Raw genomic sequence first — 18,719 nt, 5'->3', positions numbered from 1 at the left:
ACGTCACGATCGTCGCCGCTTACGCTTCGGCCTTCTTGAGGGTGCCGATCCTGTTGTGCAGCATCTCCGAAAGAAGCTCGGTCTGCCGGTCGTCGAAACCGATGTCGCCGCACCGACCCGGCCAATCCTGCGCCGCGTCGATGATCGAATCGATCGTCCGCGACGTAGCGCGTGGACGCAGGCCGAGCCGTTCGCCAGCTTCCACGACGTGATCACGGGTAAGCCGATTAGCACGGCCATATAGGCTGAGCGCCATAGGATCACGCCAGCGCATGTAGGGCTGGGTGCACAGCAAGTCATAGGCAGGTGTCGGTTGCCATGCGCCGTCGGGGTTGTAGATCGACAGATTCTTACCATGCAGGTCGCCGTTGCCGATCAGCCAGGAGAACACAACGGTCTTAAGCAATTCCAGTACACCCGCTGCCCTTGAACCGCCGCCGCGCGCACATGCATCGGCGAGGACACCGATCGCGGTCTCGGCCTTGATGCGGTACTTGGAGGCCGGGTAGATATCGGCGACTTGGCAGGCGTCTTCCTGCGCGATACGCGTCAGCCCGTTACGGTCGAATCGTCTTACCAACAATGCACTCCGACCGTCAGCATCATGGAGCAAAGACGTTGTGGCGACCCGTAGTCCACAAGCCGCAGCCATCGACATAAAGAAGTGCTCGTTTTCAACCAACAACGGATATTCCACGGGATTTAGCTTGAGGATCGCCGGCCCGGAGCGAGTCAGTGTAGGCGCCGAAATCATCGCAGCGCTCACTTTCGGCTGAACCCCCGCCAATCCGACTGGATCTGCATCAACCGAACCGACCAGTTTGTTGAACACGGCCCGAAAGTCGGTGTCACGCTCGGGCTCGAACATCGGCAACGGTCGAACACTCTCTGCGCTGGAGGGCACCACCCTGACGTTGCCGACAGTGTCCGCGCCAATCGCCAATAGCAATGTCAGGTGATCGTCCGCTGAGGTCTTTGTCGATGATGTCACTACACCCAGCCGGACGCCCTCGGGAAGGAGCCCTGCGAAGAACGCTGGAACTGCGCCACCCGTGGTGATCACGGGGTAGCGATCCGTGCGGAGGAGTGACCATGACACCGAGCGCTCGCGCACCGGTACATCGGCTGAGTCGTGATCGGGAATGTAGTCGAAGCTGATCGTGTCGCGTTGCCCACGCACCAAGTGGGCCACCAAATCATCGCCCAGGTACACATCGGCTTCGGCAACCTCACGTAGGTCAAGCCGCGTTGGTGTAGTCATTTGGACGCCGCACTGATGTCGATATGCAGTCCGAGCACCTCGGCAATTTCGACGACTGCACCGAACTTGATCGAGCCACTCCCCCGCTCCAATGCTTGAACACTGGAACGGGACACGCCAGCGAGGTCTGCCAGGGTCTGTTGGGTGAGCCGTAATGCGATGCGGCGCTCGGCAAATCCTCGGCCTATGCGTGCAATATTAGGCATAGTCGGTTCAGAACGCGGTCGTCTGCGCCTAGGACCAGCCATCGGACTCCTTATGCTTTGTTATCCACGCATATAGCGTACATGGTGCCTCACCATGCCCACCGGAGCTTCTATGCTTGAAATTCTAAGCTTATGCAGGGTGGACCGCGCCAGGGCTGGAGGGAGCGGCCACGACTGCGGCTCGGTATTGTCGAGGCATTGTCACTGAAGCAAAGGGTCAGCGCGACCGGGTGACGTTACGAGAGGACATGATTACCGATGCCCGATGCGCGCGCCATTTGACGCTAAATCCGAGTCTGCGCCCACGATCGGCGCTGCCCGTGGCGTAGGCGGGCACAAGCTATCGCTGCTGTTGGTAGAGGACGATCGGGCCGATGGCCTGCTGGTCGAGGAACTCATCGCCGACGCGGCGGCCGACATCGGCCTCACGTGGGCGCAGACAATGGCCGACGCTGAACGCGAGCTCGCCTTCGCCCGCCCGGACTGCGTCCTGTTGGACCTGCACCTACCCGACGCCGACGGCATTTTCGCACTGAAGCGCGTCGCCGAACACGATCCGACACTGCCGATCATCGTGCTGACCGGGCTCAATGACGAGCACTTCGGCGTCTCGGCATTGGCCTCCGGTGCGCAGGACTACCTGGTAAAGGGACGCGTCGACTCGGAAACGCTGCGACGCGCCGTCCTCTATGCGATCGAGCGCAAACGTGCGGAGCTCACCGCGGTGGAATTGCACGCCAGCCAGCTCCGCGCTCGGGAGAACGCGCGGCTGGAACGGGGCCTGCTCCCGTCACCGCTTCTGCTGGACGATCCCGGGGTGGAAATCGTCGCGCAGTATCGGCCAAGCCGGGAGAACGCCCTGCTCGGCGGCGACTTCTACGACTTCGTGCAGACCGCGGACCGGATCGTCCATGTGATGATCGGCGACGTCTCCGGGCACGGCCCCGACGAGGCCGCGCTGGGTGTGGCATTGCGCATCGCCTGGCGGACGCTGACCTTCACCGGCCTGCGCGGCTCGGAAAGGATGCGCCAACTCGAGCGGGTACTTCATGCCGAACGCGCCGGCAAGGGCACTTTCGCGACCATGTTGAGCTTGGCCATCCCTCCCGACGGTGGCCCCATCACCGCGGTCCGGGCTGGCCATCCCGGCATGCTTCTGCATGGTCACGGCACCGTGCAGTGGGTCGAGCCACCCGGTGGACCGGCCCTGGGCGTGCGGGCCGGCGATTGGCGGCCTCAGCAGCTGGAGCTGCCGGCCGGCATGGGGCTGGTGCTGCTGACCGACGGGTTGTTCGAAGGTCACTCGGGCCGGGGCAGGGAACGCCTGGGTGAGGAAGGACTGCTCGAGGTGGCTCGATCGTTTGCCGCGTTGCCGGGGCTGGATTTCGTGGCCGCACTCATCGACGAAGTGGAGCGGCGAGCGCAGGCGCAGGGCGGCATCAGCGACGACATCGCGGTCGTGCGGGTGGAGCGAATCCCGACATGAGCGAACCACCAACCGAGGCGAGCAGCGCGGAGAACAAGAGTCAGCAGCGGGCTCGACGCCTCACGGTCCAGGGCTGGCAAAACGTAGTGCTCTCGGTGATGGGTGTGCTGGTTCTTGCGGGCGCGGTGGCCGGCGGGCTGTTGCTCACTCGCACCGACCACGTCTCCCGTGAGCTGGTGGACCAAATCGAGCCGACGCGCGTAGCCGCATACCAATTGCAGTCAGCTCTGCGCGACCAGGAGACCGCTGTCCGCGGGTACGTCATCACCGCCGATCGTCAGTTCCTCATGCCGTATTACGAAGGACAACGCAACGAGCAAGCGGCGGCCCAAGACATCCGCAACCGTATGGCCCACCACCACACCATGATCGACGACCTGCAGGCCATCGAAAACGCCGCCGCCAGCTGGCGCAGCACCTACGCTGAGCCGCTCATCGCAAGCGTCAGCCGCGGCGGCAATGCCGCGACCACCAACACCACACAGGGCAAGGCCGACTTCGACCGCTTGCGTGGGCTTTTCGACGCGCAGAACCAACGCCTCCTTTTCGCCAGGGACGCGGCGGTCGATGAGCTGACCCGGGTTCGCCGCTGGCGTGACACCGTCTTGGCAGCCATGTTGGCAGCGTTCTTCGCCATGACTGTTCTGTTGGCTTTGTTGGTGCGCAACGCTGTCACGCGTCCACTCGCAGCGCTGGCCACCTCATGCCGGCGCATCACCGCCGGAAACTTCAGCGAACGTATCGTGCCCAGAGGGCCGAAAGACATTCGCGCCATCGCACGCGACGTCGAAGAGATGCGCCAGCGAATCGTGGAGGAGCTCGACGCGTCGCGGTCGGCTCGCGAGAGCCTCGACGCACAGGCACTCGAGTTGCGCCGGTCCAACGCCGAGCTCGAGCAGTTCGCCTACGTCGCCTCGCACGACCTGCAAGAGCCGCTCCGAAAAGTGGCATCGTTTTGTCAGCTGATCGAAAAGCGTTATGGCGACAAGCTCGATGAGCGCGGAACCGAATACATCGGCTTCGCCGTTGACGGCGCCAAGCGCATGCAGGTGCTCATCAACGACTTGCTGACCTTCTCACGAGTCGGGCGACTCAACGCCACACACACCGACGTGGACCTCAATGATGCCTTGGATTCCGCGCTGGCCAACCTGGCCACCGCGATCGAAGAGTCCGACGCACAGATCATTCGTCCGGAGCATCCTCTGCCTACCGTCGAGGGCGACCCGACGCTGCTTGTCATGGTGTGGCAGAACCTCATCGGCAACGCGGTGAAGTTCCGGCAAGAAAATGTCGCTCCTCGAGTCGTCATCGACTGCGAACCCGCCGACGAGAAGTGGGTCTTTTCGGTGGCCGACAACGGCATCGGCATCGCCGACGAGTTCACCGACAAGGTGTTTGTCATCTTCCAGCGCCTGCACGGTCGAGACACCTACAGCGGCACCGGAATCGGTCTTGCGCTATGCAAGAAGATCGTCGAGCACCACGGGGGAACCATCTGGATCGACACGTCATACACCGACGGAACCCGGTTCCGCTTTACCTTGCCCGCAGTGCCTGTCGCCCCGCCGGAGGAGACATCGGCCAACCTCCTGGAAGGAGCACACGAATGACATCGGCTACGCAAGCCATCGACGTCCTACTGATCGAGGACGATCCCGGCGACGAGCTGATCACCCGAGAAGCGTTCGAACACAACAAGATCAACAACACACTGCACGTGGCCCACGACGGCGAGGAGGGCCTGGACTTCCTCTACCGGCGTGGGCAATACGAAGGCGCACCCCGGCCAGATCTGATTCTGCTGGATCTGAACCTGCCGAAATACGATGGGCGACAACTGCTCGAGACCATCAAGTCTGATCCGGACCTCTGCCATATCCCGGTCGTCGTCCTCACCACCTCGTCGGCTGAGGAGGACATCCTGCGCAGCTACAAGCTGCACGCGAACGCCTATGTCACCAAACCCGTTGACCTTGACCAGTTCATGAGCGCGGTGCGGCAGATCGACGAATTCTTTGTGCAGGTGGTACGACTGCCGCAGTCATGAGGCGGCGAGGTCTTCAAACCGCGTCGATGCCCGTCCATTCCAGGCGCACTCGCGTGCCCGTCGCGGATCCGTCGATCACGGCCCGGTCGGCGAGGGCATGCATTAACGGAATACCCCGACCCCGGGCCACATCGCGCGGCTTCCCGTCGGCCGACAACCAGGAACCTTCGTCGGTCACGGTAACCGACAGGACAGCAGCGGCGGGGTCGTATTCGGCGAGCACGTGCATGGCTCCGGGCTGATCGGCGGCCGCGTATGCGGATTCGGCCGCGTTGGCCAACGCCTCGTTGACGGCCAAGACGACGTCGCTGATCTTGGCTGCGTCGAGCGAGAATTGCGTTCGCAGCCAGCCGGAGAACTCTTCACGAATTAGCGCGGCCGTCACCGGGTCTGCCTTGGCGTCCATTCGCGCAAAATGCGTACGCTGGCGTGACTCCTCGGGGGCTGACATCTCGGACACTTGGCTACCCAATGTGTCGATATCTAATTCGTCAGAGCAGCAAGTGCTTCGTCCAGCGTCGGGTAAAGGTCGATGACGTCGGCGAGGCCCACGACCTTGAGCGGCCTGCTGGTGACCGGCCCGTCGGCCACCACCGCGAAGCGCACCGACGGAGTGAGCTCATCGTGCGCGGACATCAGCACGCCCATGCCTGCCGACGCCAGGAATTCGACGGCTTTCAGGTCGACGACCACTGCTTTCGGTGGGCGCTGGCCCGCCGCAGATATGGCTTCTTGCAGTTGGGGCGCGGTAAGCATGTCAACCGTGCCGGTAACCGACACGACACTGATGTCGCCGATTTGCCGTTCTTCGATAGCGCAGCTACTTGCCGCGGCGTCACCAGTAACTTCGGGCCCGCTACCCATCCCCACCTCCACCGGTTTGTTTGCCCGCAGATTCTACCGGCAGATCTGAGGCCACCTCGCCTGGCGGTGCCGGAACCCCACCTGACGCTCGAGATTCGACGGGCAACGACGGGGGCCGCGGCGACCGATGACAACATTTCCGACATGACCGATCCAGGGGAGCCACATGGTGGCTCCGTCGCCACGGGTCGAGCCAACCCGCCGCCCGGGCGATTGCGGCTCCACGTGCCCGACCGTGCCGATCCCTGGATAGCGGCGATCGCGGCCACACTGCTCGGAATGCTTTTCTCGTGGCGGCCGTCGTTCTGGTTCGACGAGGCCGCCACGGTCGCCGCGGCGAACCGATCGGAGATCGACATCCTGCGGTTGTTGCTCAACTTCGACGCGGTCCATGGCCTGTACTACCTGGCCATGCATGCCTGGTTGTCGTGGGTGCCGATCAACGAGTTCACGGCGCGACTTCCCAGTGCAGCAGCGGTGGGCGCCGCCGCTGCCGGCGTGGTTGTGCTGGGCAAGCTGGTGGCCGACCGGCCCACCGCGTGGGCCGCGGCGGTCGCGTTCACCGTGCTGCCGCGCACGCTGTGGTCCGCGGTCGAGGCCCGGTCGTACGCGCTGACCGCCGCGGTCGCGGTGTGGCTGACGGTGGTGCTGGTGATCGCTGCGGCTCGACGCGGGTCTGCGCTGTGGGTTCTGTACGCTCTGACACTCTCGCTGGCGATCGTCGCCTACGTGTATCTCGGGCTGTTGGTGCTTGCGCACGCTGTCACGCTCATGCTGCGACGAAAATGGCGGCAGCTGTTGCCTTTTTCGGCCGCGGTCGCAGTCGCGCTTGCTCTGGCGTCACCCCTCCTCGCGTTGGCAGCCCGTCAACGCCACACCCAGCTCTGGTGGATCAGCGGAGGCGGCTACCTCACCGGTGTCTTCTGGGAGCAATGGCTCACCGCCTCACGGCTTTTCATGTGCGCAACAGTGATCCTGTTGGCGTGGGGATCGGTAATCCTCCTCAAGAGAAAGAGCGGCCAGGATGTTCTCGCGGTGGCGTTGCCCTGGGTTGTCGTACCGACCGCGGCACTGGTCGGCTACTCGGCCGTCGTCACCGACATCTACGCGCCGCGATATTTGACGTACACCGCACCAGGTCTCGGCTTGCTGCTCGGAGTCTGTGCAACCGCCATCGCGCGCGAGCGATCGCGAATCCTGGTTCTAATCCTGACAGTTCTGACACTCAGTTCAAGCACGGCGTTCGTGACACAGCGCAGTCCATACGGAAAACCCGGCGGCGCTGACTATTCCGAAATCGCCCGCGTCGTCAAAACCAATTCGCGAGCGCACGACTGCGTCGCGTTCGGGTCAGTAGAGCATGAACCGTTGCGGGCCGCTGCCGCTGCGCGTCCCGACGCGTTCGCTCGGCTCGACGATGTTGCGGCCGGTGTGCCCGGTCCGTATGCGGCCCAGTTGTGGACGCAGGACCTTCCGCTCGACAGCGACGCGGTGCGGCCCCGGCTAGCCGCCTGCACGACGTTGTGGGCAATCGTCGATCGGAGCGCACCGTCGCCTGTCCTGAATGCCACGGAACAGCAAGGATTCAAAGTGAATCACGAATGGATCCTGCACCGCAGCAAGGTTATTCGGTTACAGCGGCTTTGAGGCGGTTCACCAGACGCGGATGTAGTCGATCAGCATCTGCGACGGGAACGTTCCTGCGGCAGGATCGCCGGCGCCAACGCCGCCGACCGCAAGCGTGAACATGGGGGTCATCCAGTAGCCGGGATTGTTGAACGGCCACCGCTTGTCGTCGGGATTGCCGTGGACCGGGATGGGTTTCGCCGGAACGCTGAAGTACGCAGCCCCGTCGCGCGAGAAGTGGAAGCCGTCCTCGAGCCATGCCATTTGCCAGGTGTGCCAAGCACCGTCGACCATGCCGGGAATCGATTTGCCTTCCCACGTTTTCCCGTTGGATGCCGCGTGGACCGTGGTTCCCGGGGGCCACTGGCCGTTGCCGTACCACTCGAAAATGTCGACCTCGCCGTCTGGCATGGGATCCTCGTTGACCGTCCAAAACGAGGGCCACAGGCCGGGGTACAGACAATCCAGCTTTATGCGGGCTTCCCAAGTGTGGCCGATAGGGCCCCGCCAGTTACCTCGCACTTTGCCGCTGTAGTACTGGTTGCCTTCTCGGGTGGCTTGGAGCACGAGATTGGAATTGCCGTCGAGAAAAACGTTTTGGGCGCGGTAGATTCCCTCGACCGGCGGGAACACGTCGTCTTGCCAGGTCTGCACCGTCCACTTGCCCGGATCGGGGCCCGAGCCCGCCGGCCCGTCGAACTCGTCGGAGAAAATGTAGTTTCCGCCCGAGGAACCGGCCGGCGCGGCCGGCGGTGGCACCGGAACCGGCGCGTCCGGAGCAGGGGGATGCGCCCACGCCTGGGGGAGCCGGACTGCGGCTGCCAGCGCACCGAGCCCCGTCATCAACAACATGCTGCGACGATCCATCTCAGATACCACCAATCAGAACAGGCTGGGAATCAGACAAGGCGCAAATCGCTGTAGGCGCAACGTTCGCGAACGGCGCTCGAATGAAACCATGCGAAGCACCAGCCGCGCGACGCAATCCGACGACGTGCCTGGCCCGCACGGTGTCGAGATCTCGGACTAACACACTGGTGTTCACCAGACACGCACCCAATCAATGAGCATGTCCGCCGGATAGGTACCCGGCCGCGGATCGCCGCCACCGGAACCGGCAACCGCCAGGTTCAGCACCGGGAATGCCTGGTAGCCAGGATCATTGAACGGCCAATCCGCGATGGAGTTCGCCGGAACCGTGAAGTATGGCTGGGCGCCGTCAACATAGTCCTGCCAGAAGCGGATACCGGCGTCGTCCCACTGGCATCGCCAATTGTGCCAGCCGCTGTCCACCGCGATGTTGTGAGTCGCCCATTGCGAGCCGTTCGCTTTCGTATGGACGGTGGTCGCCGACGGCCAGTTGCCGTTGCCGTACCACTCGAGGATGTCGATTTCGCCGCGATCGTCGTTGCCTAACCAGAAAGCCGGCCAGCAACCGGCGGTCAGACAGTTGAGTTTTATCCGGGCTTCCCAAGTGTGGCCGATGCCGCCGCGCCATGGGCTCTGGACTTTGCCGCTGTAGTAGGTGGGGCCGTCTTTTGCGGCGCGCAGGACAAGATTGGATTTGCCGTCGAGGAACACGTTTTGGCGATCGTCACGGTATTGCCCGACATTTTCCGGCCTCTCCCAAAATGTCGGGTCTTTCATCGGCTCCCGGGCCCGAGCCACGGTCCACTTCGACGGGTCGGGGGCCGAGCCGGCCGGGCCGTCGAATTCATCGTGGAAAAGATAGTTTCCGCTGGCCGCGTTACCGGGCGGCGCGGCGGGCGGCGGCAGCCGATCCAGCGGCGCGTCCCGTCCGGACACGGAAGCCGCAGCTGGTGGAGCGGGCATCGCGGCAGCCAGCACACCGATACCCGTCATCAGCATCAGACTGCGACGATTCAACTCAGCCACAGCTCGAATGAAACCATGTGCTGCAGGGATTGCGCAGCAGGACCCGGCGCCGCGCCGCAGGTCAAGCCCGTCGCCGCAGGTCAACGGCCCAGCCACAGTTGGAGGGTTACCTCATCGCGGCACTGTCGCAACCTCAGCGACTGCGTTTTCTGCGCTGCGACGCACCATCCATATAGCTGGACGTGCGCGGGCTCAGCAGGGTATTTGTCGCTGCCGGTGCTGTATGCGTGGCGGTTCGAATGGGTAATCCTCCGTAGTCGTCGCTAGAGGCGATCAGCCGTTCAGTTAACCCAGTCGTGGGGTGGATGAGGTTGCAGACTGGCGTGGCTAAGGGCCACGCCGGTGCGTGGTGTGCGAGCGGCACTCAAAAACGTAGAAGAGGTTGGATCTCGGCTGCAGGCTGGTCGCGTTCGACGGCACCGAATTGGGTGAATTGCAGCGCGGATTCAACGCGATGGTGGGCGGGCTGCGCGAACGTGAGCGCCTACGAGACCTATTCGGCCGCCATGTCGGACGCGAGGTCGCCCAAGCTGCAGAACAGCAACAGATTCAACTGGGCGGCGAAGAGCGTTATGTTGCGGTGCTTTTCGTCGACATCGTCGGCTCGACCAGTTGGTGGCCCGTGCGGCGCCGATCGAGGCGATCGAACTGTTGAATCGGTTCTTCGCCGTCATCGTCGAAGAAGTGGATCGCCACCACGGCCTGGTGAACAAATTCGAGGGCGATGCTGCGCTGGCCGTGTTCGGTGCGTCGCTTCAACTCGAGCAGCCCGGGGACGCCGCGTTGTCAGGCGCACGCTCGATAGCGGATCTCGTCTGCGAGGAAGTACCCGACTGCCCGGCTGGGATCGGAGTGAGCGCCGGCCAAGTGGTTGCGGACAACGTCGGCACCAAGCACCGGTTCGAATACACCGTTATCGGCGACCCGTCAATGAGGCAGCGCGATTGTGCGAGTTGGCGAAATCGCGTCCCGGGCGAGTCCTCGCGTCTGCTGACGCCCTTGACTGCGCGAGCCAATCGGAGCGCGTCTGCGGGCGCGTTGACAGCGAGGTCGTGCTACGAGGGCGCGACGAACCAACCCGGGTGGCCGTCTCCCGACCGTGCTGAAAATCTGAGCCACGTTGTTCTCGGCGCGCCTGCGCCGACCGCTAGGCAGTCTCTTCGCGGTCGTCGTCGTCGAGCACGCTGACCGCAATGCCGTATGGGAGGAACCGGACCTTGCGCGCCGGGTCGGTGTTGTTCTTGTTTGCGCGCAGGGCATGGAGTTCAGTCGCGTACACCTCTTCGATGTGGGCGCCGCCGTCCTCTCCCACGGTGTAGATCACCCAGACGCCGTCGCCGGTCTCGCCGGTGGTTTCCGGTTCAGGTCGCCCACGTCGCCCGAAATCGTCGAAAAACGCAGACCAGCCCGCCCGCTCGCCGGGAGTGGTGATGAACCTGCCAACCCGCTCGAGGACGTCGCGGAGGCCCTCGCTTGCCTCGCGGATCACTCGATCGAAGTCCTCGGGGTCGAAACCGAAGGCACCGTAGTCGCTCATCACACCCTCCTGGCTCGCGCCGGTCACACCTCAGTGTGCGCGCCGGAAGGACGTTTCGCCACGTCCCGTCGGTTTTGCTGGGAGGCGTTGCCGACAGCCCGCGACCGGGACCGTTCCAGACGCGCCGGCGTCGCAGGTTTGGCGGGTGACCAGCGCGGGAAGCCCCGCTGTTGGGTTGCTGTCTAACAAAGGAGTTCGACATGGCTGCCAGCACCATTGTCGGGATCGTCATCGCGGTAGTCGCGGCCCTGCTGATCATTGCTGTCCTCGTCTGGGGTGTGCGCAGGCGCGGCGAACATCGTCGGCGAGTTCAGGCCGAGCAGATCCGCCAGCGAGTCGACCAGGAGTCGGTGCACGTACAGCGTCGCGAAGCACTTGCCGATGAGACCGCCGCCAAGGCACGCGCCGCGCAGGCCGAAGCCGAAGCCAAGGCCGCCGAAGCAGCGCGGTTGCAACAACGCGCGGAAACTCATCGCTCGAATGCCACGGGTGCGCGCGAGCAACTCGATGAGCAGCGCGCACACGCCGACAGCCTCGACCCGCGCGCCACGGCGCACCCCGAGGAAGCACAGCAGCAACCTGGTGAAGTCGGCCCGACGGACGCCCCCCGCACCGCGCCGACCGACAGCCCGCACACCGGGCCAACCGACAACCCGCGCGCGAGCTAACGGTATCGGCGCCGCGCGTTACGGTCCCGGCGGCGGTGCCGGCGGCGGAGGCGGGTTGATCGGAATCGGCACCGTAACGAACGGCAGATGTAAATACGCCGTCATCGGCGGCATCGCCGGCGCCGGAGGCGGCGGAGGTGGTGCAGCAGGCGGCGGTGGGGGCGGCGCGGCCGGCGCTGGAGGCGGTGCCTCTGGAGCTGGCTGCGGTGCCGGTGCGGCAGGCGGCTGGTAGGCCGGCGCTTGCCGGGTCGGTGCCCGCTGCACCGGCGCTGGGTTGGGGGCCACCACTGGCGCCGGCTCGGGGATCGTTTCCGGTGGCGGCGCGGGGGCAGCCGTCGCGGGGGGTGGTGGTGCCGCCGGCTCGGGTGACGCGGCGGGCGGCGGCGCTGCCGGTGGCGGGGATGAAGCGGCCGGCGCAGGCGGTTGCGCGTGTGGCGGCGCGGGTGCCTGCTCGGTGGGAAGGACGACATTTCCGCCGGGGTTGGGTCGCTGACCGACCGTCGGGCGCACATCGGCCACCAGCGAAACGATCAGCGCCACAACCCCGATCAAAAGCACCGCCGCCAGCGCGCTGCCGACCAGCAAGATTGGTCGACGTGGCCGCTGACCGGGCTCCCCGTCGTCCTCGGGCAGAGCGCTATAGGCCAGCGCCGCGCTGCTGAGGCCGGCGTGTCCGGAAACGTCGAGGTAGGTCGGCGCAACCGCGTACCGGTCCACCTCACCGGTGCCGGGGTCTTGGGCGTAGGCCAGAGCAGCGGTCGATGAGGCAAACAGCGGCGCGTTCGCCGAAGCCAGCGCCGCGCCCCGGGCCAACGCCATGTCCGGCTCTTCGGGCGCGGTTACCGGGAGGGTGGTGGCCTCCTCGACTCGCGGCTTGATGGGGACGACGTCAACGCCGCAGCCGACGATGAACACCCCGTCTGGGCGGGATCCCCACGACTCCAGCCCAGACACCATCGAGGTCAACTCCGCCGCATCGGCCGACAGCGCGGCCGTATCGCCGTCGTCCCACACGTTGTTCACCAGCCGTCGGTGCAAGTCGACGATCGAGCCGTCGGCGCAGTCGACCACGGCCAAGGTGGCGCTGTTGGGTTCCATGTACAGCAGGGCGATATGCCGGTAGGCCAGTGCGCTGCCCACGGTCTGCGCGAGTGCCGCAGCGGCCAGTAGCGGGGCGACCAGCATGACGTTTTGGATTTGCTGGGCAGCCAGTGCGTCACGCAGCGCCGGGGCATCGCCAGGGTCGGTCCACGTCACGCCGGTCGACATCAGTTGATAGCCGGCCTCCACCGCGGCTTCCCGCGTGCCCAAGATCGCGCCGATCGCAGCTGAGGTTGCCGAGTCGCCGTTGCCAGCCACATCGAAGCTGTCTTCTTCGACGGTGACGCCGTCCGCGTTCTGTCCCTCGATCAGCACCATGCGGACCGTCGTAGGTGCCATCGACACCCCAAGTACGATGTCCACAACTCCTCCAAAGTACTTTGCTGCCACGGTCTGGCGGAGGAGTGCACCGCGCCGGCCGCCATCTTCAAACTTCGTCGCCGCACCTGTCTGCGGCGTTACACCCGGACTACGGCACCAGCAGCTACGGGCCTCGCCGACCGTGGTACTTCAACCCTACCGCTAGTTTTCGACGCCGACCGTTGTTCGCCGTTGCCGGACGGGAGGCGTTGCCCTGGGTAGCTGGGTCCCCCCGGTCGGGGTGACGCAGCGTTTGCTGTCAGTAACCGCCGCCCGGATTCACATACGGGTTCTGGGGCTGGTTCTGCTGCGGAACCTGAATCGGTATCGGGACCGGCACCAGCGGAAGCGTCAAGTACTCCGTTGTCATCGGCACCGTCGTGCTGGTGGTTGTGGTGGTCGTCGTGCTCGGCGGCGGTGTCGTGGTCGTGGTGGTGGTGGTGGTCGTTGTGGTTGTCGTCTGCTGCGCCGTGGTCGTCGGCGACGGCCGATCCGTCGTGGTGACCGGAGGAGGCGGCGGTGGCGGCGGTTCCACAGACGACGGAGGAGGCGGTGGCGGCGGGGCAACGCTGCTCGGCGCGGGTGCCACGCTGGGCGGCGGTGCCGCCGGACTCGGCGACGGCGGCGGGGAGCTGAGTGGCGGCGGCGGAGCGAGAGGCTTTGTGCTCTGCCGCGCCGGAGGCGCGTGGTGCTCGGTGGCGCTTGTCAGCGAGTACGCCACCCCGCCGATCGCGATCATCGACGTCAGGGCAGCGAGCCCGATAGCCAACTGCGGCAGACGGTACCGCCGCCGTTTCCGCTCAGCGGGCGGCTCAATCGTCGGCAGGAGTTGAGACGGGGCGGCGCGGGCCCCGTCATCAAAGGGGTCGGCATAAGAGCTGTAGAACGAACCGGTAAACGGCAACGGTTCCTTGCCGCTGTCGTCGGCCTCCGACCAGGCCAACTGGCGAGGCGTCGCGTCATCACCGAGAGGCACATCGCCGTTGATTGCGCCGAAGCCGCCGGTAGACAATCCGAAATCGTCATCTAGCGTGCCAACCGCGCCGTCTGCTGCGCCGAAAGCCCCTGTCGGAGCAGTGAAGCCGCCCGTCGACGCAGTCAAGCTGCCGGTGGAGGCGCCGGCCATCGCCGCCATCGCCGTCGGTGCTTCGATCTCGTCCTCGGCCTGCGCCTCGACCGGCGGTTGCCCCGCGAGCATCATCGCACCGACAGCAGCTGCGAGCTCAGGTTGCACAGCCGTGACTACAGGCGAATTGGCGTGAGATGAAAGGCGTTGGGCAACCAAGGGTATTCTCGCCATACCGCCGGCCACCGCCACCGCAGCAAGATCCTTGCGGCCTATCTTGTTGCGGGTCAACATATCCTCGAATGCGCGCAACACACCGCTGAGGCGATCTTCGACCAGGCGGTCCAGATCGGCTCGGGTAATCCGGATTCGGCCGCTTTGTCCCGGAAGCTCGGTGGCGAGTTCGGTCGCTTCCTCGGTCGACAAGCGTTCCTTGGCCTGCCGGCACTTCTCAAGCAGCTGGGCCAAGTCTCCGACCGCCGCAGTGCTGGCGGGATCGGACTGGCCGATGTGGCCGATGCCGTCCAACGCGTGCATCATCAAGGCCTGGTCAACCGCTTCGCCGGAGAAGTCGCGATAGCGCAGCGTTTTCGCGATAGGCGCGAAGCCAGAAGCCGCATCGGCCAGCGTGATGCTGGTGCCGCTGGCGCCAAAGTCGAACAGGGCCACCACGCCGTCTGCTGGCAGGCGTGCTTGACTGTTCAACGCCGTCAACGCGGTGACAGCATCGGAAACGAGTCGCGGCGGCATTCCGATTCTGGCGAAACCCGCGTGGGTACTCAGCGCTTCCTGCAACGCGCGAAGCGCTTGGAGTTCCCAGTGCGCGGGTGCCGCGATCGCAATCTTGGACGTCGAGGCGTCGGCTCCTGTGGCTGCGATCATCGCGTCGAGCGCCTCGACCAGCAACAGTGCCGGGTCGTGAGCCGAACCAGTAGCGGACACTACGGCGTTGGAGTCACCGACCCTTTCGACAAAGCCGGTCATCCGAATGCCAGGCTCGGCCGAATCCGAATCATCCAGGGGCACGCCGAGTTCCGGTGAGCGGTGTGGGTAGAGGGTCAACACAGCGCGGCGGGTGACGGTCGGACTGCCGTTACGCACCGCAACTAGGTTGGTGGTCCCGATCGACAACCCCAACGGGTCGTACATAGAGCGAATACTTTCGTCGATAGCGGTCGGTGGCCAGCGTCAACCATAGCCACGACGCGCACTTTTTCGAATCGGGCACAACCCCATTGGTATGCGGTCGATGCGGTTGCGTCACCGAAGTGATACCGCCGTCGTCTTGACAGATTACGTCGGTCTCACACCACGGTCAGTGGCAGCGATCGCCTCGGCTGGAATTGGAATGTCGATCCCCGGCTGACCTTGGCAATCGACACCTCAGGCAATTCGTCGGCCGTGATGTCTGTTTCGACGAACTGTACGCTCCAGTCGCTGCTGGTCCCGGTGACGCGAACTTGAATATGGGGGTCAACTGCCGTGGCGATCGCCTGCAGCGGCTGCGCGGATTGTGGCGTGCAGAGCGAGATCCAGGCACCGTCGTCGTGAGCCGGTGATCGCTGCACCACCAGCCGATCGCCGGCGATTTCGGCCATAACGTAGCCGGCGGGATTGAGCAGCGGATGCAGTTCGAGAACCGCTAAGACACCGCCGATCCCACCGGGCAGTGACAACGCACGCTGAATCCGTTCGGCGCCAAGCCCGGCCACGCCGGTCAGCTGCCGGGTGCACACGGAGGTGGCCAGGTCGGCGTCGGCTCCGGCGCGTGCCCGCACCGCGATCGCGAACGACAGATAGAGCAAGTGCATCTGCAAACACACTTCGTCGGCCATGCGCACCAGCGCCGAATGAGAGAATGCGCCGAAGTCGAGGTCGGATACCAGCGGGCCGCAGTAGTCGGCTTGGCCTTCATCGGCGCGATCGATGGCGTCGAGTTCCCATGTGGCAGCGCGAGTTCGACGTACGACGTCGAGGGCCGGGATGCTCTCGGCCGGCGGATAGGACTCGTCGATGATGACCGTCCACGCGCAGTGCGGATGCCGGTCTGAAGGCACCCGGGGCGGTCGGTGGATGGGCCGCATCTGTGCTCGCGGGTTGGTTGCCACCGCGGTGGCGTCGAAGGTCGGGTCCTCGATGGTGTGGCACATGCCGAACACGTACCCGTCGCCCATGGGCTCGACGTCGAGCAGCGCGCCGCAGTGGTCGAGGTGGAACTCGCCGTGCCAGCGGTCGTGCACGGTGTAGCGGAAGTCCATGAACTGCGGCGGCGCGCCGATGTCGAGCTGTAGCCCTTTGAAGATCGTGGGCACGTCGTCGCCCTCGTAGTTCAGCGCACGCTGCATGCGTTTGGTATAGACAGGGCTGGCGCCGGCCCACTCCTCGATGGCGATCTGCAGCATCTCGTCGTGGCCGAACTCCTTGATGCACCAGGCCATCCCGGAGCGGTCAATCATGTGCCCGATCAGCAACAGCTCTGGGACCAACACGGCCAGTTGCTCACGCGACAGTTGTGCGTACCGGGATTGGCTCACAGTGCAAAAATAGACTCGACTATGTTATAAAGTCAACGATGACTGTTACTGCAAGACGGGCCGTCTCGCCCACTCGGCGTACCTCCGCGCCGCGCAAACGCGGGGACGAAACGCGCGCCAAGATCATTGATGAGACGGTCCGCTGCATCATCGAGGAAGGGTTCGAAGCCGCCACCGCCAAGCACGTCGCCGAGCGTGCGGGTGTGACGTGGGGCGTCATCCAATACCACTTCGGCGACCGCAACGGCCTGCTGATGGCTGTCGTCGACGAGGGGGTGGCCAAACTGCTCGACAGCCTCTCGTCGGCCGAAGTCGGCGAGTTGGCGCTGCGGCAGCGCATCGAGGTCGTCGTCGACACCGCCTGGGCGTGTTACAGCAGCCCCACGTCGATGGCGGCGTTCGAAATCTTGCGGGCCACCCGCGGCGGGCTTGGTGAGTCCTCGCGGCGGCATTTGCTCGAGATGAACTCGGCGATCAACCGGCTGGGCACGTTGGTCTCCGACGATCCAGCCAATGACGGTGTGGCCGAGGTGATTTGGGCGACTCTCCGCGGCGTGGTGCTGGCTCAGATGCTCACGGGTATGCCGATCGACTGGCAGCGGGAGCGGCGAGCGCTGATCGATATGGTCACCCACTACGTGCAGCGTTGTGCTCCAATGACCTGATGAGCCGTCACGACGTCAGCACCGACATCGCCGAGATCCAACAGGTCAAGTACCGCTACCTGCGGGCACTGGACACCAAGCACTGGGACGACTTCGCCGATACCCTGACCGAGGACGTCACCGGCGACTACGGGTCGTCGGTGGGCGAGGAACTGCACTTCACCAACCGCACCGACCTGGTCGACTACATGCGCTCCGCGCTGGGCCCCGCAATCATCACCGAACACCGGGTGACCCATCCGGAGATCACAGTGAGCGGTGACGAGGCATCGGCTACCTGGTACCTGCAAGACCGCGTCATCGTGCCCGAGTTCAATTTCATGCTGATCGGTGCGGCGTTCTACCACGACCGCTACCGGCGTACCACTGACGGCTGGAAGATCAGCTCCACCGGCTATGACCGGACCTATGAGGCGACAATGTCGTTGGCCGGCTTGGATTTCAAGGTCAAACCCGGCCGCGCGCTCGCCTGACTACTGTCCGATCGCCATCAGCGCACCAGGTTGCAGCCAACGGATGATCTGCACCAGCCTGTCGTCGTCGATGGCGACGCATCCCTCGGTCGGCCCGCCATCGGTGGTGTGGAAGAAAAACGCCGCGCCGTTTCCCGGGACGCGAGCGGTGTTGACTCCCATTACCACGGCGTGTTTGTACTGCGGGATGTCGAGGTTTTCGCTTGCGGAGGTGTCGAATGCGCACTGGTCTTTTCGACAGACCTGCATGGTGTTGAAGGTGGGGCTGTGGTCGTCGCCGCTCCACCAGTGGTCGGGGCCGACTTGGACATACTTCAGCCCGCCACCGGGATTCGGCGCGGTGCCGAAGGCATAAGGCAAGGTGAAGACCCCCATCGGGGTGGCCGGATATCCGCTCTTGGCCTGCGGCGCCAGACCGGCCGACCCGATGTGGGTGGGTATGCCCGCCGCGATCGGCTGCCAGCCAGTGGAACCGCGCTGATAGACGTCCATCTTGGCGTTCGAACCACCCACTCCGACAACCGAAATCACTTGGGTGGCATTGCCGACGGATCGCGCGAACCAGGGGTTGACCACCGCAGCGCTCAACGGCGCGACCGCCAGCATGAACCCGGCCGCGCACAGGGCAGCGCAAAGCAGGCCCACTAGTCGGCGCACCGTTTCATGATCGACGCGCCAGATTCGCAGGGTCAAGTAAAGATTCAGACTCGATTGGGTCACCGACCGCGCTCGAGCCGGCAACAGCCATCGGCGCATCGGCGGATGCGCCTATATGATCGGGTTGCGATGTCCTCGTCGGGCGGCGAGAAGACTTGGACTCGTTGAGTTTTCACGAACAGGGCGATCTCACGGTCGTTTGCCGCCCGGCCAACTGAGTGGCCGCACCGAATGTCCAACCCGTCCCCCGGGGTGATCAGAGAGCGTCG

Annotated in this window: 18 protein-coding genes and 1 pseudogene; 8 read left to right on the top strand and 11 right to left on the bottom strand. The window is 64.7% G+C overall.

Annotation, left to right across the window (positions count from 1 at the left end; translation table 11 throughout):
* Positions 1 to 19: 19 nt before the first annotated feature.
* Together G6N15_RS10340 and G6N15_RS10335 are read right to left on the bottom strand one after the other, a co-directional pair.
* Positions 20 to 1,261 carry a type II toxin-antitoxin system HipA family toxin gene (locus G6N15_RS10340; RefSeq protein WP_083089774.1) on the bottom strand — a complete coding sequence of 414 codons (1,242 nt, stop codon included), beginning with the start codon at positions 1,259 to 1,261 and terminating at the stop codon, positions 20 to 22.
* On the bottom strand, positions 1,258 to 1,467 hold the full coding sequence (locus tag G6N15_RS10335) for a helix-turn-helix domain-containing protein (RefSeq protein WP_232070393.1): 210 nt from the start codon (positions 1,465 to 1,467) through the stop codon (positions 1,258 to 1,260). The genes G6N15_RS10340 and G6N15_RS10335 overlap by 4 nt, the downstream gene beginning before the upstream one ends.
* A gap of 265 nt (positions 1,468 to 1,732) precedes the next feature.
* Between G6N15_RS10335 and G6N15_RS10330 the strand changes: the two genes are divergently transcribed.
* From G6N15_RS10330 to G6N15_RS10320, 3 genes are read left to right on the top strand one after another with little or no spacing between them, the layout of a single operon-like run.
* Positions 1,733 to 2,953: a PP2C family protein-serine/threonine phosphatase gene (locus tag G6N15_RS10330; RefSeq protein WP_083089776.1), complete on the top strand. Its 1,221-nt coding sequence runs from the start codon at positions 1,733 to 1,735 to the stop codon at positions 2,951 to 2,953.
* A complete protein-coding gene (locus G6N15_RS10325) occupies positions 2,950 to 4,566 on the top strand; it encodes a sensor histidine kinase (protein WP_083089777.1) in 1,617 nt (538 codons plus the stop codon). Before G6N15_RS10330 ends, G6N15_RS10325 begins: the two co-directional genes overlap by 4 nt.
* Positions 4,563 to 5,003 carry a response regulator gene (locus G6N15_RS10320; protein WP_083089778.1) on the top strand — a complete coding sequence of 147 codons (441 nt, stop codon included), beginning with the start codon at positions 4,563 to 4,565 and terminating at the stop codon, positions 5,001 to 5,003. Before G6N15_RS10325 ends, G6N15_RS10320 begins: the two co-directional genes overlap by 4 nt.
* A gap of 13 nt (positions 5,004 to 5,016) precedes the next feature.
* Here the strand turns inward: G6N15_RS10320 and G6N15_RS10315 are convergent, their stop codons facing one another.
* Entirely contained in the window at positions 5,017 to 5,409 is a 393-nt protein-coding gene (locus G6N15_RS10315) for an ATP-binding protein (protein WP_232070392.1), read from the bottom strand.
* 77 nt (positions 5,410 to 5,486) lie between these two features.
* Complete coding sequence (locus G6N15_RS10310) at positions 5,487 to 5,867, bottom strand: STAS domain-containing protein (RefSeq protein ID WP_083089779.1); 381 nt, start codon at positions 5,865 to 5,867, stop codon at positions 5,487 to 5,489.
* A gap of 144 nt (positions 5,868 to 6,011) precedes the next feature.
* Between G6N15_RS10310 and G6N15_RS10305 the strand changes: the two genes are divergently transcribed.
* On the top strand, positions 6,012 to 7,514 hold the full coding sequence (locus G6N15_RS10305) for a glycosyltransferase family 39 protein (RefSeq protein ID WP_139798024.1): 1,503 nt from the start codon (positions 6,012 to 6,014) through the stop codon (positions 7,512 to 7,514).
* 6 nt (positions 7,515 to 7,520) lie between these two features.
* Here G6N15_RS10305 and G6N15_RS10300 read toward each other — a convergent pair whose 3' ends face one another.
* A complete protein-coding gene (locus G6N15_RS10300) occupies positions 7,521 to 8,360 on the bottom strand; it encodes a glycoside hydrolase family 16 protein (protein ID WP_083089781.1) in 840 nt (279 codons plus the stop codon).
* A 174-nt stretch (positions 8,361 to 8,534) separates the two neighbouring features.
* Positions 8,535 to 9,362: a glycoside hydrolase family 16 protein gene (locus G6N15_RS10295; RefSeq protein WP_275998628.1), complete on the bottom strand. Its 828-nt coding sequence runs from the start codon at positions 9,360 to 9,362 to the stop codon at positions 8,535 to 8,537.
* A gap of 345 nt (positions 9,363 to 9,707) precedes the next feature.
* On the opposite strand from G6N15_RS10295, the pseudogene G6N15_RS10290 reads away from it, so the two are divergent.
* Positions 9,708 to 10,495 (top strand): annotated as a pseudogene (locus tag G6N15_RS10290) (adenylate/guanylate cyclase domain-containing protein); the annotation flags it as partial.
* 41 nt (positions 10,496 to 10,536) lie between these two features.
* On the opposite strand, the gene G6N15_RS10285 reads toward G6N15_RS10290, so the two are convergent.
* On the bottom strand, positions 10,537 to 10,926 hold the full coding sequence (locus tag G6N15_RS10285) for a hypothetical protein (protein ID WP_083089783.1): 390 nt from the start codon (positions 10,924 to 10,926) through the stop codon (positions 10,537 to 10,539).
* 200 nt (positions 10,927 to 11,126) lie between these two features.
* Between G6N15_RS10285 and G6N15_RS10280 the strand changes: the two genes are divergently transcribed.
* A complete protein-coding gene (locus G6N15_RS10280; RefSeq protein ID WP_179961799.1) occupies positions 11,127 to 11,594 on the top strand; it encodes a hypothetical protein in 468 nt (155 codons plus the stop codon).
* 18 nt (positions 11,595 to 11,612) lie between these two features.
* On the opposite strand, the gene G6N15_RS10275 is transcribed toward G6N15_RS10280, so the two are convergent.
* The 3 genes from G6N15_RS10275 to G6N15_RS10265 form a co-directional block, all read right to left on the bottom strand.
* Positions 11,613 to 13,058: a DUF7159 family protein gene (locus G6N15_RS10275; protein WP_163748021.1), complete on the bottom strand. Its 1,446-nt coding sequence runs from the start codon at positions 13,056 to 13,058 to the stop codon at positions 11,613 to 11,615.
* A 256-nt stretch (positions 13,059 to 13,314) separates the two neighbouring features.
* The gene (locus G6N15_RS23520; protein WP_083089974.1) at positions 13,315 to 15,270 is read right to left on the bottom strand and encodes an Hsp70 family protein; all 1,956 of its coding nucleotides are present in this window, start codon (positions 15,268 to 15,270) and stop codon (positions 13,315 to 13,317) included.
* 155 nt (positions 15,271 to 15,425) lie between these two features.
* Positions 15,426 to 16,655: a hypothetical protein gene (locus G6N15_RS10265; protein ID WP_083089975.1), complete on the bottom strand. Its 1,230-nt coding sequence runs from the start codon at positions 16,653 to 16,655 to the stop codon at positions 15,426 to 15,428.
* A 38-nt stretch (positions 16,656 to 16,693) separates the two neighbouring features.
* Between G6N15_RS10265 and G6N15_RS10260 the strand changes: the two genes are divergently transcribed.
* Both G6N15_RS10260 and G6N15_RS10255 read left to right on the top strand, forming a co-directional pair.
* Entirely contained in the window at positions 16,694 to 17,320 is a 627-nt protein-coding gene (locus G6N15_RS10260; RefSeq protein WP_083089976.1) for a TetR/AcrR family transcriptional regulator, read from the top strand.
* Entirely contained in the window at positions 17,320 to 17,793 is a 474-nt protein-coding gene (locus tag G6N15_RS10255) for a nuclear transport factor 2 family protein (RefSeq protein ID WP_083089977.1), read from the top strand. Before G6N15_RS10260 ends, G6N15_RS10255 begins: the two co-directional genes overlap by 1 nt.
* On the opposite strand, the gene G6N15_RS10250 is transcribed toward G6N15_RS10255, so the two are convergent.
* On the bottom strand, positions 17,794 to 18,450 hold the full coding sequence (locus G6N15_RS10250) for a L,D-transpeptidase family protein (RefSeq protein WP_083089984.1): 657 nt from the start codon (positions 18,448 to 18,450) through the stop codon (positions 17,794 to 17,796).
* Positions 18,451 to 18,719: the final 269 nt, after the last annotated feature.

The sequence above is a fragment of the Mycobacterium noviomagense genome (assembly GCF_010731635.1).
In the GTDB taxonomy this organism is placed as follows: Bacteria; Actinomycetota; Actinomycetes; order Mycobacteriales; family Mycobacteriaceae; genus Mycobacterium; species Mycobacterium noviomagense.
This window is presented reverse-complemented; position numbering and strand designations above follow the sequence as displayed.